Raw genomic sequence first — 14,690 nt, forward strand, 5'->3', positions numbered from 1 at the left:
TGACACGCGTTCATGGTTCGGATCGGGCTCTCCGTGGAGAGACCGTCCGTAGGGGTTTAACGGTACCTGCTTCCGCGGCCATACGGTACGCCGCCCGCATGACGTGCCTCTCCACAGAACCAGCGGGACACCCCGTACTCGCTGGTCAGCTGCGATTTTAACGCTTTCCTGGCCGCCGACCCGCCGAAGCGCAGTGAGTTCCGTCTCGCCGCGCTCCGGCGGGTCCCGGAGGGGCTACGCCTTGCGTGCCGCGGCGCGCTCCGCGAGGGCTTCGGACATCCGCTGCTCGGCGATCCGGTCGGCCGCGGCGGCAGGCGGGATGCCATCGGTCTTCGCACGTGCGAATATGGCCAGCGTGGTGTCGAAGATCTTCGAGGCCTTCGCCTTGCACCGGTCGAAGTCGAAGCCGTGCAGCTCGTCGGCGACCTGGATGACCCCGCCCGCGTTGACCACGTAGTCGGGGGCGTAGAGGATCCCGCGGTCCGCGAGGTCCTTCTCCACGCCGGGGTGCGCGAGCTGGTTGTTCGCCGCGCCGCAGACGACCGTGGCGGTCAGGACCGGCACGGAGTGGTCGTTCAGGGCGCCGCCGAGCGCGCAGGGGGCGTAGATGTCCAGGCCCTCCACGCGGATCAGGGCCTCGGTGTCGGCGACGGCGCTGACCTTCCCGCCGGGGTGCTTGTCGAGGATCTCGCGGACCGACTCCTCGCGGACGTCCGTGATCACGACCTCGGCGCCGTCCTCCAGCAGGTGCTCCACCAGGTGGCGGCCGACCTTGCCGACACCCGCGACACCGACCTTGCGGCCGCGCAGCGTCGGGTCGCCCCACAGGTGCTGGGCGCTGGCGCGCATGCCCTGGAAGACGCCGTAGGCGGTCAGCACGGAGGAGTCGCCGGCGCCGCCGTTCTCGGGGGAGCGGCCGGTGGCCCAGCGGGTCTCGCGGGCGACGACGTCCATGTCCGCGACGTACGTGCCGACGTCGCAGGCGGTGACGTAGCGGCCGCCGAGCGACTCCACGAACCGGCCGTAGGCCAGCAGGAGTTCCTCGCTCTTGAGCGTGGAGGGGTCGCCGATGATCACGGCCTTGCCGCCGCCGAGGTCGAGACCGGCGAGGGCGTTCTTGTAGGACATGCCGCGCGAGAGGTTCAGCGCGTCGCGGACGGCTTCCTCGTCCGAGGCGTACGCGTGGAAGCGCGTGCCGCCGAGGGCGGGGCCCAGGGCGGTGGAGTGGATGGCGATGACGGCCTTGAGGCCCGTGGCTCGGTCCTGGCACAGCACGACTTGCTCGTGGCCGCCCTGCTCCGAACGGAACAGGGTGTGCAGGACGCCGTCGGTCATTTCGGTCACGGTGGTGACTCCCATGGAAGAGATGCGGCGGAAAGACGCCCGCCCTGCGGGTGGGGGAGGGCGCACTGGGAGCAGAGTAAGACCTGCGGCGCGCGGGGGTACCCCCTGTCCGGGGATCGGAACACTCCCGGGTTACCCGGCCCCGGAGGTGAGCCGGAGCGCCAAAAAGGGGAGGACCGGTGCGTGAGCGAATCCCCACGGCCCGCGCCGGCCGTCCCGTACGCCTCCTACCTGCGCGTGTACGAGCCCCTGACGGCCTTCGCGGAGCCCGAGCGCACGCACTGGGCCGCGTACGCCCGGCGCGGGACCGCCCCGACGGCCCAGGACGAACTGCGGCGCTCGCTCTCCGATTTGGTACGGGTCCCCGTGGTCGGGGTGCCGGTGCACGAGAGCGGGGACGCCTTCACGGCGGAGCGGGACGGGGTGCTGCTGGTGTGCCCCTGGCGGACCCGGCTGCGCGGCTGGCTGGCGCTGCAGGAGCTGGTCGCCGAATTCCCGCGGCCGGTGCTGGACGCGGCGCTGCCGCCGGCGCAGCGGCGCCGGGCCGCCGAGGCGTACGAGGCCTGGCGCGAGCGGAACCCGGACGGGCGGCCGTGGATCCGGACCGGGGTCTGGCAGGTCCCGCTGCGCTGGTTCGTGCTGGTGGGGGACGAGGAGCGGGAGTACCTGCCGGGCGAACGGCTGCGCTACCGGACGTCGATGGTGCAGGCCCGGCGGCGGCTCGCGCGGGCGCTGCGGACGCTGCGGGCGGAGGAGGGCCGGGGCTACGGGCCGCTGGCGGACGGGCTGGTGGAGGTCGGGAGCTGGCTGGAGGAGTTCCACCCGCGCTCGATGGTCGAACTGGACTACGGGGGGCTGTTGCACGCACTGCCGGCTGACGGCCTGGCGGGGGACCGGTCGGCCCGTGACCTGGCGGAGGGGCTCGCGGCCCTGCGGGCGGGCGACCAGGAGGGCGCCGCGCAGGTGTACGGGGAGCTCTCGGTGCGGTGGCGGGCGGTCCGGGAGAGGCTCTTTGCGAACTAGAGGGGCTTTGGGCCTTTCGGAACCGGGAGCCGGTGGGGATCATGTACGAATCCCGTTCGGTACCCGTTCGGACCCCTCGCGTATCGCCCGTATCGGTTGTCATCGGCCGATCAGTCGCAATCCGCAGATCAGGGGTTCGATCACCGCATTAGGGTCTTAGTTCCAGGACCTACGTCCCGATACGGGCCATTGGCCCAAGCGTGACGGAACGCACTATCCACACCCTTGCGCCCTTCCCCTACCCTCGTGCCAAAATAGGACAAGGAGTCCGGGGAGGGTTCCTTCCACCCAACTTTGGGCGGAATGCTCGGTATTGCACTCTATGGGGGGTCTGACGACTCCTGATCGCTCTGTGACTGATCGTCACAGTGGGGTGACTGTCCGTTATGGGGCGGTCCATCGGCTTCCGCCGCTGATGAACACCTCGGAGGGCAATTCCATCGGTTTGGCCGTCGAGGCTGGACGGATGGTGTAGTTGTAGTGCCGAGGACAAGCCGTTCGTCCTATAACCGACTCGGCCTGCGTATGTCCATTTCGGGCAACGCGGGCCAAGGTGCAGAATTTAGAGGAAAGAACCGAGATGGTTCGGTTCTCCCGAGGAGGCCGCTCATGACCGCTCGCACCCCTGATGCCGAGCCGCTGCTGACCCCGGCTGAGGTCGCCACCATGTTCCGCGTGGACCCGAAGACGGTCACCCGCTGGGCCAAGGCTGGCAAGCTCACGTCCATCCGCACCCTGGGTGGACACCGCCGTTACCGCGAGGCCGAGGTTCGCGCCCTGCTCGCGGGAATTCCGCAGCAGCGCAGCGAGGCCTGAGGTCCCGCAGCAACACCGCATTAACGGGTACGTGTCGGATCCCCCAATCCGATGAAACCCACATGGCTTCATCGGCTGGGCCTGCCCCAACAGGCTCACTGCCGTTCGATCGCGCTGGACTCCGCCGGGTCCAGCGCGATCTTTTTATGTCCGGGGGCATCCCCTGGGCGGCTCCGGGAGGGGTCCTGGATCCCGTCGTCCCCGGGCGCCGGCGGGGTGGGTGCCATTGCACATATTAAATCGAGCGCGCGTATGAGTCCGATAAGCGTGCGCATCTCAAAAACTCATGCGGTGACTCCCGTCACAGCTGATAACTCTTGTACATCCGGCAATGCCCCCCGTAAAGGGAAGTCCGGTACAGAGCGCCTCATGCGTATGGGGGATTTCTCCCCTCCGGGCGATGTGTCCCCCGGCCCGCTCAGGGGCCCCTGCAAGGCCTCCGGGCCGCGCCGGCGGCCCCGGGGGGCGGCGAGGGGGCGCAGGGGCCCCCAGGGGCCCCACAGGGGCGCCGCGCGCATCGGCGGATCACGGCGCGCAGGTCCGGCCGGACCCGCCGGCGACGCGCGCACGGCCCGGTACCCGGATACGCGTCAGGGCCCGCATCCCTTGAGGGATGCGGGCCCTGACGTTTCTGCGAACCTGACGGGACTTGAACCCGCGACCTCCACCTTGACAGGGTGGCGAGCTAACCAACTGCTCCACAGGTCCTCGATTTGCGGCCACTGGGCGGCTGCGAATCAGACTGTACAGCAGGTCAGGGGGTGCAGTCGAACCGGATCACGGCGCCGCCGCGTCCACCGCCTTCACGATCCGCTTGTCGGAGATCGGATACGCCGTCCCGAGGGCGTGCGCGAAGTAGCTGACCCGGAGTTCCTCGATCATCCAGCGGATCTCCGTGACCGCCTCCGGGACCGGCCGGCCCTTCGGCAGCTGCTCCAGCAGCCACAGGTACTCGTCCCGCATCTCGTGGACCTTCTCCATGCGCGTGGTGTCGCGCTGGGCGCCCGTCGGCATCTGCTGGAGCCGCCGGTCGGCCGCCACCAGGTAGCGCATCAGGTCCGGCAGCCGCTTCAGCCCGGTCAGGGTCACGAATCCGGCCGGCATCAGCGCTGCCAACTGCGCCTTCACGTCCGCGACGTTCGCCATCAGGGCCAGGCTGTTCGTGGCCTTCAGACGCCGCTCGCAGGCCTGCCAGGCCGCCAGGACCTGCTGCACCTGTCCGACCGTCCGCACCGTCGTGTCCACCAGGTCGGCCCGCACCCTGTCGTACAGCCGGCGGAAGCCGGCCTCGTCCCAGGCGGGACCGCCGTGGTCGGCGATCAGCCTGTCGGCGGCCGCCGTCGCGCAGTCGTCGAACAGCGCCTGGATGGAGCCGTGCGGATTGCGCGACAGCGCCAGCTTCTGCTGGTTGGACAGCTTGTCCGAGGCGAACTTCGCCGGGTTCACCGGGATGTTCAGCAGGATCAGGCGCCGAGTGCCGAGCCACATCGCCCGCTGCTGCTCGGCCTCCGTGTCGAAGAGCCGTACGGAGACGCTGGCCCCGTCGTCCACCAGCGCCGGGTACGCCTTCACCGGCTGGCCGGCCCGCCGGGTCTCGAAGACCTTCTCCAGCGTGCCGATCGTCCAGTCCGTCAGCCCGGTGCGCTCCAGGGACTCCCCGCCCGCCCGTTCGGCGGTGGCCGCCGCGGCCTTGGAGAGGGCCTGGCGGGCCTTCGGCTTCAGCTTCAGCCGCAGCGCCTCCAGGTCCTTGTCCTCGGCGAGGTTGCGGCGCCGCTCGTCGACGATCCGGAACGTGATCTTCAGGTGGTCCGGGATCCGGCCGAGGTCGAAGTCCTCCGCCGACACCGGCACGCCCACCATCCGGTGCAGCTCGCGCGCCAGCGTCACCGGAAGCGGCTCCTGCATCGGGTGCGCCGTCGCCAGGAAGCGCGTCGCGTAGTTCGGCGCCGGCACGTAGTGCCTGCGGATCGGCTTCGGCAGCGAACGGATCAGCTCCGTGACGACCTCCTCCCGCAGGCCCGGGATCTGCCAGTCGAAGCCCTCGTCCGTGACCTGGTTCAGCACCTGGAGGGGAACGTGCACGGTCACGCCGTCCGCGTCCGCGCCCGGCTCGAACTGGTACGTCACCCGGAACTTCAGCTGCCCCTGCCGCCAGGAGTCCGGATAGTCGGCCTTGGTGACCCCGGCCGCCTTCTCCGTCAGCAGCATCTCGCGCTCGAAGTCGAGGAGTTCGGGCTCCTCGCGCTTCTTGTGCTTCCACCAGGAGTCGAAGTGCGCCCCCGAGACCACGTGCTCCGGGATCCGCTGGTCGTAGAAGTCGAACAGGGTCTCGTCGTCCACGACGATGTCGCGGCGCCGCGCCCGGTTCTCCAGCTCCTCGACCTCGGTCAGCAGCCTGCGGTTGTCGGCGTAGAACTTGTGGTGGGTCCGCCAGTCGCCCTCGACCAGCGCGTTGCGGATGAACAGCTCCCGCGACACCTCCGGGTCGATCCGGCCGTAGTTGATCTTCCGCTGGGCGACGATCGGCACGCCGTACAGCGTGACCTTCTCGTACGCCATGACGGCCGCCTGGTCCTTCTCCCAGTGCGGCTCGCTGTACGTGCGCTTGATCAGGTGCTGGGCGAGCGGCTCCACCCACTCGGGCTCGACCTTGGCGTTCACCCGCGCCCACAGCCGCGAGGTCTCCACCAGTTCCGCCGACATCAGGAACTTCGGCTGCTTCTTGAACAGCGCCGACCCCGGGAACACCGCGAACTTCGCCGACCGCGCGCCCAGGTACTCGTTCTTGTCGGTGTCCTTCAGACCGATGTGCGACAGCAGGCCGGCCAGCAGCGAGATGTGGATGTTGGTCTCGGCGCCGTCCGCCTCGTTGACGTGGATCCCCATCGTCCGCGCCACCGAACGCAGCTGGGCGTAGATGTCCTGCCACTCCCGGATCCGCAGGAAGTTCAGGTACTCCTGCTTGCACATCCGGCGGAACGAGGACGAGCCGCGCTCCTTCTGCTGCTCGCGGACGTACCGCCACATGTTCAGGTACGAGAGGAAGTCGCTCGTCTCGTCCTTGAACCGGGCGTGGTTCTGGTCCGCCTGCGTCTGCTTGTCCGACGGCCGCTCGCGCGGGTCCTGGATGGACAGGGCCGCCGCGATGACCATGACCTCGCGGACGCAGTTGTTCTTGTCCGCCTCCACGACCATGCGGGCCAGCCGCGGGTCCACCGGCAGCTGCGAGAGCTGGCGGCCCATCGGCGTGAGCCGCTTGCGGTGGTCCTTCTCGGCCGGGTCCAGCGCGCCCAGCTCCTGGAGCAGCTGCACGCCGTCGCGGATGTTGCGGTGGTCCGGCGGGTCGATGAACGGGAACTTCTCGATCTCGCCCAGCCCGGCCGCGGTCATCTGCAGGATGACGGACGCCAGGTTCGTCCGCAGGATCTCGGCGTCCGTGAACTCCGGACGGCCGTTGAAGTCGTCCTCGGAGTACAGCCGGACGCAGATGCCGTCACTGGTACGGCCGCAGCGGCCCTTGCGCTGGTTGGCGCTGGCCTGGCTGATCCGCTCGATCGGCAGCCGCTGCACCTTCGTGCGGTGGCTGTAGCGGGAGATGCGGGCCGTACCCGGGTCGATCACGTACTTGATGCCGGGGACGGTCAGGGAGGTCTCGGCGACGTTCGTCGCGAGGACGATCCTGCGGCCGGTGTGCGGCTGGAACACCCGGTGCTGCTCGGCGTGCGACAGCCGCGCGTACAGCGGGAGCACCTCGGTGAAGCGGAGCTTCTTCTTGACCAGCGCGTCGGCGGTGTCGCGGATCTCCCGCTCACCGGAGAGGAAGACCAGGATGTCGCCCGGGCCCTCGCCCTGGAGCTCGTCGACGGCGTCGCAGATCGCGGTGATCTGGTCGCGGTCGCTCTCCTCGGAGTCCTCCTCCAGCAGCGGCCGGTACCGCACCTCGACCGGGTACGTCCGCCCGCTGACCTCGACGATCGGAGCGTCCCCGAAGTGCCGGGAGAAGCGCTCCGGGTCGATGGTCGCCGAGGTGATGACCACCTTCAGGTCGGGGCGCTTCGGCAGCAGCGTGGCCAGGTAGCCGAGCAGGAAGTCGATGTTCAGCGACCGCTCGTGCGCCTCGTCGATGATGATCGTGTCGTAGGCGCGCAGCTCGCGGTCCGTCTGGATCTCGGCGAGCAGGATGCCGTCCGTCATCAGCTTCACGAAGGTGGCGTCCTGGTCCACCTGGTCGGTGAAGCGGACCTTCCAGCCGACCGTCTGCCCGATCTCGGACCTCAGCTCCTCCGCGATGCGCTCCGCGACCGTGCGGGCGGCGATCCGCCGGGGCTGGGTGTGCCCGATCATGCCCCGGACGCCGCGCCCCAGCTCCATGCAGATCTTGGGGATCTGCGTGGTCTTGCCGGAGCCGGTCTCACCCGCGACGATCACGACCTGGTGGTCGCGTATCGCCTCGGCGATCTCGTCCTTCTTCTGGCTGACGGGCAGGTTCTCGGGATACGTGACCTCCGGCATGCGCGAGGCGCGGCCGGCCAGTCGCGCGGCGGCCTTCTCGGCCTCCGCGGCGATCTCGTCGAGCACGGCCTGCCTGGCCTCGGGCTTGCGGATGCGGCGGGCGCCCTCTAGGCGGCGGCCGAGGCGGTGCGCGTCACGGAGGGAGATCTCACCGAGAAGCGTCTGCAGGGCGGCGAAGGAAGTAGACATACCTGATCGAGGATCTCACCTGGGCCGGGCGGGTGGCGAACGCATTTGTGCCCCTCCCCGTACCATTTCGGGACGAGTCCCCCAGTTGTGCCAGTGAGAGGCCGCCCACCCTTGTCCTTCCGTCCCAGCCCGTGGACCCGCCGGGCTGCCGCCGGGCTGGTGCTGCTCCTGGGCCTCGCCCTTGCCCTGGCCGGGCCGGTACGGGGTCCCGTGGACCGGGGTCCGGATCCGGCGGCGGTGGCCGCCCCGGCCGGGGCGGCACGGCCGACCGCCGACCGGGGTCCGGGGCCGGGCCTGGGGGTGGCGGCATCCGGCGGGGAGCGGGGACCCTCGTGCGATCCCGGAGGGCACGGGCAGGGCCAGGGCGCCGGGGTGCTGCCCCGGAGCGGGGGCCAGGAGCACGCGCAGCTCGCGGCCGGGCGGTACGCGCCCGGGCAGGTCCGCCCGCACGCCCCGTCCCGCGCACGGGTGCACGTACGCGGGCCCGACCAGCGGGCGCCGAAGCCGGTGGAGCTGTCCGTGATGCGGGTGTAGGGGGGACCGCCGTCCCCCCTTTCACCCCACGCAGCCACGCAGTCCAGGAGCACACCCATGTCCCGCTCGTCCCGCAAGCCCCTGCTGATCTCCGCCGGGGTCGCCGTCGCCACCGTCGCCCTCGGGCTGGTGTCCTGGCAGGCCACCGCCCCCCAGGAGGAGCCGCGCCGCGACCCCGCCGCCGCGACCGCCACCCCCCGCACCGACCCCGCCGCCGAGCTCAAGGCGCTGGCCCGCCGCGAGCCCGGCGACAAGCTCGCCGTCGGCCGCGCCGACGCGCCCGTCGTCCTCATCGAGTACTCCGACTTCAAGTGCGGCTACTGCGGCAAGTTCGCCCGCGACACCGAACCCGAACTGGTGAAGCGGTACGTCGAGGACGGCACCCTGCGCATCGAGTGGCGCAACTTCCCGATCTTCGGCGCCGAGTCCGAGGCCGCCGCCAAGGCCGCCTGGGCCGCCGGGCAGCAGGACCGCTTCACCGCCTTCCACGCGGCTGCGTACGCCGAGGGCGCCAAGGCCAAGGGCTTCGGCGAGGACCGGCTCGTCGAGCTGGCCCGCGAGGCCGGCGTCCCCGACCTGGACCGCTTCAAGGCGGACCTGGCCGGCGAGCAGGCCGCGGCCGCCCTGCGCCGCGACCAGGAGGAGGGCTACCGCATCGGCGTCCAGTCCACCCCCTCCTTCCTCGTCAACGGACAGCCCATCGCCGGAGCCCAGCCCCTGGACGCCTTCACCGCGGCCATCGCCAAGGCCAAGGCGGCGGCGAAGCAGTGACCCACATCGGATACCTGGCCGCCCTGCTCGGCGGCCTCCTCGCCCTGCTCAGCCCGTGCAGCGCCCTGCTGCTTCCCGCCTTCTTCGCGTACTCCGTCGACTCCCGCTCGCGGCTCCTGGCGCGCACCGGGATCTTCTACGCGGGCCTCGCGAGCACCCTCGTACCGATGGGCGCGGCGGGCTCCTACGCGGGCCGGTTCCTCCACGGCAACCGCGACCTGCTCGTCCTCGGCGGCGGCTGGCTGATCATCGCGCTCGGCCTCGCCCAGATCCTGGGCCTCGGCTTCGCCCCGAGGCGGATCACCGAGCTGTCCGGCCGGATCCGGCCCACCACCGCCCTGTCCGTGTACGCCCTCGGCGCGGTCTACGGGCTGGCCGGCTTCTGCGCGGGCCCGATCCTCGGCAGCGTCCTGACGGTGGCCGCCGTCAGCGGCAGCCCGGTCTACGGCGGCCTGCTGCTCGCGGTGTACGCGCTCGGCATGGCCGTACCGCTGTTCGTGCTGGCCCTGCTCTGGGAGCGCTTCGACCTCGGCCGGCGGCGCTGGCTGCGCGGCCGGGCCTTCCGGGCGGGCCGCTTCGAACTGCACACGACCTCGCTGCTGTCCGGGCTGTTCTTCATCACCCTGGGCGCGCTGTTCCTGGCCTACGACGGGGCGGCCGCCCTGCCCGGGCTGCTGGACGTGGACGACTCGTACGACGTCGAGCGGTGGGTCGGCTCCCTCGCGGACGCCGTCCCCGACTGGGCGCTGCTCGGCCTCGTCGGCGCGGGCGCCCTCGGCTTCGGCCTGCTGCGGTGGCGGCGCTCCGCCCGGGCGGAGCGGGAGGAGGAGTAGAACGCGGAAGGCCCCGTCCGATGGACGGGGCCTTCCTTTTGTGGCTGGGGCCGGGGTCGAACCGGCGACCTATCGCTTTTCAGGCGATCGCTCGTACCAACTGAGCTACCCAGCCACGAGACTGTTTCCAGCCTCAGCGATCCTGACGGGACTTGAACCCGCGACCTCCACCTTGACAGGGTGGCGAGCTAACCAACTGCTCCACAGGACCTGGTGTGTGCAAGAGCAAGTCTTGCACATGGTGTTGCGTACCCCCAACGGGATTCGAACCCGTGCTACCGCCTTGAAAGGGCGGCGTCCTGGGCCACTAGACGATGAGGGCTAAAGGCCCGCCGGGCACTTTGCAGCGCGTCGGGGACGTGAGAAGCATATGGGATCCGAGGAGCTATCGCCAAAACGGTTTCCCCCCACCGGCTGCGGGCGCCCGCACCGGGGCGACAATGGCCGGGTGCTGGAGATGACGCGCGAGGAGTTCGAGGAGCTCGTCGCAGAGGCCCTGGACCGGATCCCGCCGGAGCTGACGCGGCTGATGGACAACGTCGCCGTGTTCGTCGAGGACGAGCCGCCGGCCGACGACCCCGAGCTGCTCGGGCTGTACGAGGGGACCCCGCTCACCGAGCGCGGCGAGTGGTACGCCGGTGTGCTCCCGGACCGCATCACCATCTACCGGAACCCCACGTTGCGGATGTGCGAGGACCGGGAGAGCGTGGTCGCCGAGACGGAGGTGACGGTGGTGCACGAGATCGCCCACCACTTCGGGATCGACGACGAGCGGCTGCACGCCCTGGGCTACGGGTGACCCGGCCCGTCCCCGGCGCGGAGGCCATCGACCCCGACGTCGACCTGCACGTGCCCGCCCAGCGGGCCGAACCGCAGGGCCGGGTGCTCGCGGCCGTCGCCGCGGGCGGGGCGCTCGGCGCCTCGGCCCGTTACGGGCTGGCCCTGCTGTGGCCGGCCGCGCCGGGGGCCTTCCCGTGGGCGACGTTCTGGACCAACGTCGCGGGCTGCGCGCTGATCGGCGTACTCATGGTGCTGATCAGCGAGGGCGGCCGGAGCGCGCCGCACCCGCTGCTGCGGCCGTTCGCGGGCGTGGGGGTGCTGGGCGGGTTCACCACGTTCTCCACCTACGCCGTGGACTTCTCCCGGCTGCTGGACCAGGGCGAGGCCGGAACCGCGCTGGCGTACGCCGGGCTGACGGTGGCGGCCGCGCTGGGAGCGGTGTGGGCGGCGGCGTCGGCGACCCGGCTGGCGCTCGGCCGGCGGGGACGCCGGTGAACTGGCTGCTGGTGGTGGCGGGCGCCGTCGTCGGGGCGCCGCTGCGGTACCTGACCGACCGGGCGGTGCAGGCGCGGCACGACTCCGTCTTCCCGTGGGGGACCTTCGTGGTCAACGCGGCCGCGTGCCTGCTGCTCGGGGTGCTGGCGGGGGCGGCGCTGGCCGGTGCGGGCTCCTCGCGGGTGGACCTGCTGCTGGGGACGGGGCTGTGCGGGGCGCTCAGCACCTACTCGACGTTCTCGTACGAGACCCTGCGGCTGTACGAGCGCGGCCGGCGGTTCCTGGCCGCGGCGAACGTCGCGGCGTCCGTGCTGGCGGGGCTGGGCGCGGTGACGCTCGGCTCGCAGGTGGCGCGACAGCTGTTCGCGTAAGGGGCGTGTCTCTTACGGGGTAAAGGGAGTTGGGCTCATTGACCCACTCATCGCGGACCCCGCCGCAGTGCTCCGGAGGTGCCCCCGTGCGCCCTTTGACCGCTTCCCTGTCCGCGTCTCTCAGACTGGCCGTCTCCGCGCTCGCGGTGGCGGCGACCGCCGGCTGCATGAGCGTCGGCGAGGACGCCGCGAAGCCGGGTCCCTCCGCGTCGGTCGGCGGCAAGGACACGGGCGGCTCCGCCGGGGCGGCGGGCGGGGGCCACGGCTCCGGGGTGCACGGCAACGGCCACGGCGTGAAGGACGGTACGGGGAACCAGGCGGGCAAGCCCGGGGAGCCCGGGAAGGCCTCCGGGGCGACCGGCGCCTCGCCCAGCCCGGGCGCGCCCGCGAAGCCCGGGCAGCCCTCCCCGTCGGCCGGTCCGGGCGGCGGCGCGGGCGGCCAGGGCGGCCAGGTGCCCTCCGGGGGCGGTACGGGGGCCGGCGGCTCGGGGTCGGCGGCGGGCGGGTCCGGTTCGGGCTCGGGGTCCGGCGGGTCGGGTTCGGCCGCCGGGGGCGCGGGATCCGCTTCGGGGTCCGGTTCGGGTTCGGGGTCCGGCGGTTCGGGTTCGGGCTCGGGCTCGGGATCCGGTTCCGGCGGCTCCGGAACCGGTTCGGGCGGGACGACCACCCCCACGCCGGACCCCACCCCCACTGTGACGGAACCCACACCGAGCGGGTCGTCCGACGCGGGTCCCGGGGCGACCCTGGCCTAGGGGTGCTCTGCCCCGTTCTGCGGGGTTCTGGGGCACCCGTCCGGAGTTCGCGTAACCCGTCCCGGGGGAATCGTCGCAGGTCAGGGGCGTGGCCCGGGGGGCGACTTGCCAGACCCCCGGGAGGGTGCGTATGGTTATAGATCGTTTGATCCCATTGCCCGGCGCCGAATCCGAAGAGCGCCGTGTGGCGCGTACTCTCCCTAGCCGTGGCTGACCGCATTGAGGCGGTCGATTTGCGATTCACGGAGTTTGGGCGCGTGCCGAGACTCCGGAAGGTTTCGCATTTCGCATGTCCATTTCCAGTTCTGACCGTTCCGTCATGCCCGAGAACGACTCCACCGAGATCGTCGACGCCGAGACCCTCGCGGTCACCGAGGCCATGGACGCCATCGAGCGCGACGAGATCATCGAGGCCCTCGAGGCGGACGTGGCGGACGTCGCCGACGTGACCGCCGAGGCGGACGCGGCCGACGCCGACGCCGACGACGCCGAGCCCACCATCACCTTCGCGGACCTCGGTCTGCCCGAGGGCGTCGTGCGCAAGCTCGGCCAGAACGGTGTCACCACCCCGTTCCCGATCCAGGCCGCGACCATCCCGGACGCCCTGGCCGGCAAGGACATCCTCGGCCGCGGCCGCACCGGCTCCGGCAAGACCCTCTCCTTCGGTCTGCCGACCCTGGCCCGCCTGGCCGACGGCTACACGGAGAAGAAGAAGCCCCGCGCCGTCATCCTCACCCCGACGCGCGAGCTCGCCATGCAGGTCGCCGACGCCCTCCAGCCCTACGGCGACGTCCTCGGCCTGAAGATGAAGGTCGTCTGCGGCGGTACCTCCATGGGCAACCAGATCTACGCCCTGGAGCGCGGTGTCGACATCCTCGTCGCCACCCCCGGCCGTCTGCGCGACATCATCAACCGCGGCGCCTGCTCCCTGGAGAACGTCGAGGTCGCGGTCCTCGACGAGGCCGACCAGATGGCCGACCTGGGCTTCCTGCCCGAGGTCACCGAGCTGCTCGACCAGGTCCCGGCCGGCGGCCAGCGCATGCTCTTCTCCGCCACCATGGAGAACGAGATCGGCACCCTGGTCAAGCGCTACCTGACCAACCCGGTCAGCCACGAGGTCGACAGCGCCCAGGGCAACGTCACGACCATGACCCACCACGTCCTCGTCGTGAAGCCGAAGGACAAGGCCCCGGTCACCGCCGCCATCGCCGCCCGCAAGGGCCGCACCATCATCTTCGTCCGCACCCAGCTGGGCGCCGACCGCATCGCCGAGCAGCTCATCGAGGCCGGCGTGAAGGCCGACGCGCTGCACGGCGGCATGACGCAGGGCGCCCGTACCCGCGTCCTCGCCGACTTCAAGGACGGCTACGTCAACGCGCTCGTCGCCACCGACGTCGCCGCCCGCGGCATCCACGTCGACGGCATCGACCTGGTCCTCAACGTGGACCCGGCCGGCGACCACAAGGACTACCTGCACCGCTCGGGCCGTACCGCCCGTGCCGGCAAGTCCGGTGTCGTCGTCTCCCTGGCCCTGCCGCACCAGCGCCGCCAGATCTTCCGCCTGATGGAGGACGCGGGCGTCGACGCCTCGCGCCACATCGTCCAGGGCGCCGGCGCGTTCGACCCGGAGGTCGCCGAGATCACCGGTGCGCGCTCGCTCACCGAGGTCCAGGCCGACTCCGCGAACAACGCCGCCAAGCAGGCCGAGCGCGAGGTCGCCGACCTGACCAAGCAGCTGGAGCGCGCGACCCGTCGCGCCGCCGAGCTGCGCGAGGAGGCCGACCGCCTCGTCGCCCGCTCCGCCCGCGAGCGCGGTGAGGACCCGGAGGCCGCCGTCGCCGAGGTCGCCGAGGCCGCCGAGGCCGAGGTCGCCGCCGCCGTGGCCGCCGTCGCCGAGCCCGTCGCCCAGGAGCGCACCTTCGAGCGCCGCGACGACCGGGGCAACTACGAGCGCCGCGACAACCGCGGTGGCGACCGCGGTGGCGACCGTGGCGGGTTCCGCCGCGACGACCGTCCCTCCGGTGGCTTCCGCCGCGATGACCGTCGTGACGACAACCGTGGTGGCTTCCGCCGCGATGACCGTCCGTCGGGTGGTTTCAACCGTGACGACCGCGGTGGCGACCGTGGTGGCTTCCGCCGCGACGACCGTCCGTCGGGTGGCTTCCGCCGTGACGACCGTCGTGACGACAACCGTGGTGGCTTCCGCCGCGATGACCGTCCGTCGGGTGGTTTCAACCGTGACGACCGCGGTGGCGACCGTGGTGGCTTAC

General features: G+C 71.4%; 12 protein-coding genes and 4 tRNA genes. 10 read left to right on the forward strand and 6 right to left on the reverse strand.

The window, feature by feature from the left end; translation table 11 throughout:
- Positions 1-234: 234 nt before the first annotated feature.
- The gene (locus ACQKM2_RS06510; RefSeq protein ID WP_427707164.1) at positions 235-1,344 is read right to left on the reverse strand and encodes a Leu/Phe/Val dehydrogenase; all 1,110 of its coding nucleotides are present in this window, start codon (positions 1,342-1,344) and stop codon (positions 235-237) included.
- 183 nt (positions 1,345-1,527) lie between these two features.
- On the opposite strand from ACQKM2_RS06510, the gene ACQKM2_RS06515 reads away from it, so the two are divergent.
- Both ACQKM2_RS06515 and bldC read left to right on the forward strand, forming a co-directional pair.
- A complete protein-coding gene (locus ACQKM2_RS06515; protein WP_427707165.1) occupies positions 1,528-2,367 on the forward strand; it encodes a hypothetical protein in 840 nt (279 codons plus the stop codon).
- A gap of 609 nt (positions 2,368-2,976) precedes the next feature.
- The gene (gene bldC / locus ACQKM2_RS06520) at positions 2,977-3,183 is read left to right on the forward strand and encodes a developmental transcriptional regulator BldC (protein WP_003949541.1); all 207 of its coding nucleotides are present in this window, start codon (positions 2,977-2,979) and stop codon (positions 3,181-3,183) included.
- Positions 3,184-3,817: 634 nt separating this feature from the next.
- On the opposite strand, the gene ACQKM2_RS06525 is transcribed toward bldC, so the two are convergent.
- Together ACQKM2_RS06525 and hrpA are read right to left on the reverse strand one after the other, a co-directional pair.
- Positions 3,818-3,891 (reverse strand) — tRNA-Asp (locus tag ACQKM2_RS06525).
- 69 nt (positions 3,892-3,960) lie between these two features.
- Positions 3,961-7,884, reverse strand: a complete 3,924-nt coding sequence (gene hrpA / locus ACQKM2_RS06530) for an ATP-dependent RNA helicase HrpA (protein ID WP_427707166.1) — start codon at positions 7,882-7,884, stop codon at positions 3,961-3,963.
- 111 nt (positions 7,885-7,995) lie between these two features.
- On the opposite strand from hrpA, the gene ACQKM2_RS06535 reads away from it, so the two are divergent.
- Genes ACQKM2_RS06535 through ACQKM2_RS06545 form a run of 3 tightly spaced genes read left to right on the forward strand, consistent with a single transcriptional unit; the run spans position 7,996 to position 10,022 of the window.
- Positions 7,996-8,418 (forward strand): hypothetical protein, encoded by a 423-nt coding sequence (locus tag ACQKM2_RS06535; protein ID WP_427707167.1) that lies wholly within the window; start codon positions 7,996-7,998, stop codon positions 8,416-8,418.
- A gap of 57 nt (positions 8,419-8,475) precedes the next feature.
- Complete coding sequence (locus tag ACQKM2_RS06540) at positions 8,476-9,189, forward strand: DsbA family protein (RefSeq protein ID WP_427707168.1); 714 nt, start codon at positions 8,476-8,478, stop codon at positions 9,187-9,189.
- Positions 9,186-10,022 carry a cytochrome c biogenesis CcdA family protein gene (locus ACQKM2_RS06545; RefSeq protein ID WP_427707169.1) on the forward strand — a complete coding sequence of 279 codons (837 nt, stop codon included), beginning with the start codon at positions 9,186-9,188 and terminating at the stop codon, positions 10,020-10,022. Before ACQKM2_RS06540 ends, ACQKM2_RS06545 begins: the two co-directional genes overlap by 4 nt.
- Before the next feature lie 41 nt (positions 10,023-10,063).
- Here ACQKM2_RS06545 and ACQKM2_RS06550 read toward each other — a convergent pair.
- The 3 genes from ACQKM2_RS06550 to ACQKM2_RS06560 all read right to left on the reverse strand — a co-directional run bounded on the left by ACQKM2_RS06550 (position 10,064) and on the right by ACQKM2_RS06560 (position 10,344).
- A tRNA-Phe gene (locus ACQKM2_RS06550) sits at positions 10,064-10,137 on the reverse strand.
- Between the two features lie 22 nt (positions 10,138-10,159).
- Positions 10,160-10,233, reverse strand: a tRNA-Asp gene (locus ACQKM2_RS06555).
- 38 nt (positions 10,234-10,271) lie between these two features.
- Positions 10,272-10,344, reverse strand: a tRNA-Glu gene (locus ACQKM2_RS06560).
- Positions 10,345-10,470: 126 nt separating this feature from the next.
- Here ACQKM2_RS06560 and ACQKM2_RS06565 point away from each other — a divergent pair.
- The 5 genes from ACQKM2_RS06565 to ACQKM2_RS06585 all read left to right on the forward strand — a co-directional run.
- Complete coding sequence (locus ACQKM2_RS06565; RefSeq protein ID WP_030225620.1) at positions 10,471-10,821, forward strand: metallopeptidase family protein; 351 nt, start codon at positions 10,471-10,473, stop codon at positions 10,819-10,821.
- The gene (locus ACQKM2_RS06570; RefSeq protein ID WP_427707170.1) at positions 10,818-11,297 is read left to right on the forward strand and encodes a FluC/FEX family fluoride channel; all 480 of its coding nucleotides are present in this window, start codon (positions 10,818-10,820) and stop codon (positions 11,295-11,297) included. The genes ACQKM2_RS06565 and ACQKM2_RS06570 overlap by 4 nt, the downstream gene beginning before the upstream one ends.
- Positions 11,294-11,668: a fluoride efflux transporter CrcB gene (gene crcB, locus ACQKM2_RS06575; protein WP_427707171.1), complete on the forward strand. Its 375-nt coding sequence runs from the start codon at positions 11,294-11,296 to the stop codon at positions 11,666-11,668. The genes ACQKM2_RS06570 and crcB overlap by 4 nt, the downstream gene beginning before the upstream one ends.
- A gap of 86 nt (positions 11,669-11,754) precedes the next feature.
- Entirely contained in the window at positions 11,755-12,420 is a 666-nt protein-coding gene (locus tag ACQKM2_RS06580) for a hypothetical protein (RefSeq protein WP_427707173.1), read from the forward strand.
- 289 nt (positions 12,421-12,709) lie between these two features.
- Positions 12,710-14,690 (forward strand): DEAD/DEAH box helicase (locus ACQKM2_RS06585; RefSeq protein ID WP_427707175.1); only part of this gene is annotated, 1,981 nt, incomplete at its 3' end.

It is taken from the genome of Streptomyces sp. NPDC004126 (assembly GCF_050275515.1).
Classification (GTDB): Bacteria; Actinomycetota; Actinomycetes; order Streptomycetales; family Streptomycetaceae; genus Streptomyces.

What these genes read in the sequence shown, in the direction of transcription:
- bldC (WP_003949541.1), top strand. Translation starts at nt 2,977, where the DNA reads ATGACCGCTCGCACCCCTGATGCCGAGCCGCTGCTGACCCCGGCTGAG.
- hrpA (WP_427707166.1), bottom strand. Translation starts at nt 7,884, where the DNA reads ATGTCTACTTCCTTCGCCGCCCTGCAGACGCTTCTCGGTGAGATCTCC.
- ACQKM2_RS06540 (WP_427707168.1), top strand. Translation starts at nt 8,476, where the DNA reads ATGTCCCGCTCGTCCCGCAAGCCCCTGCTGATCTCCGCCGGGGTCGCC.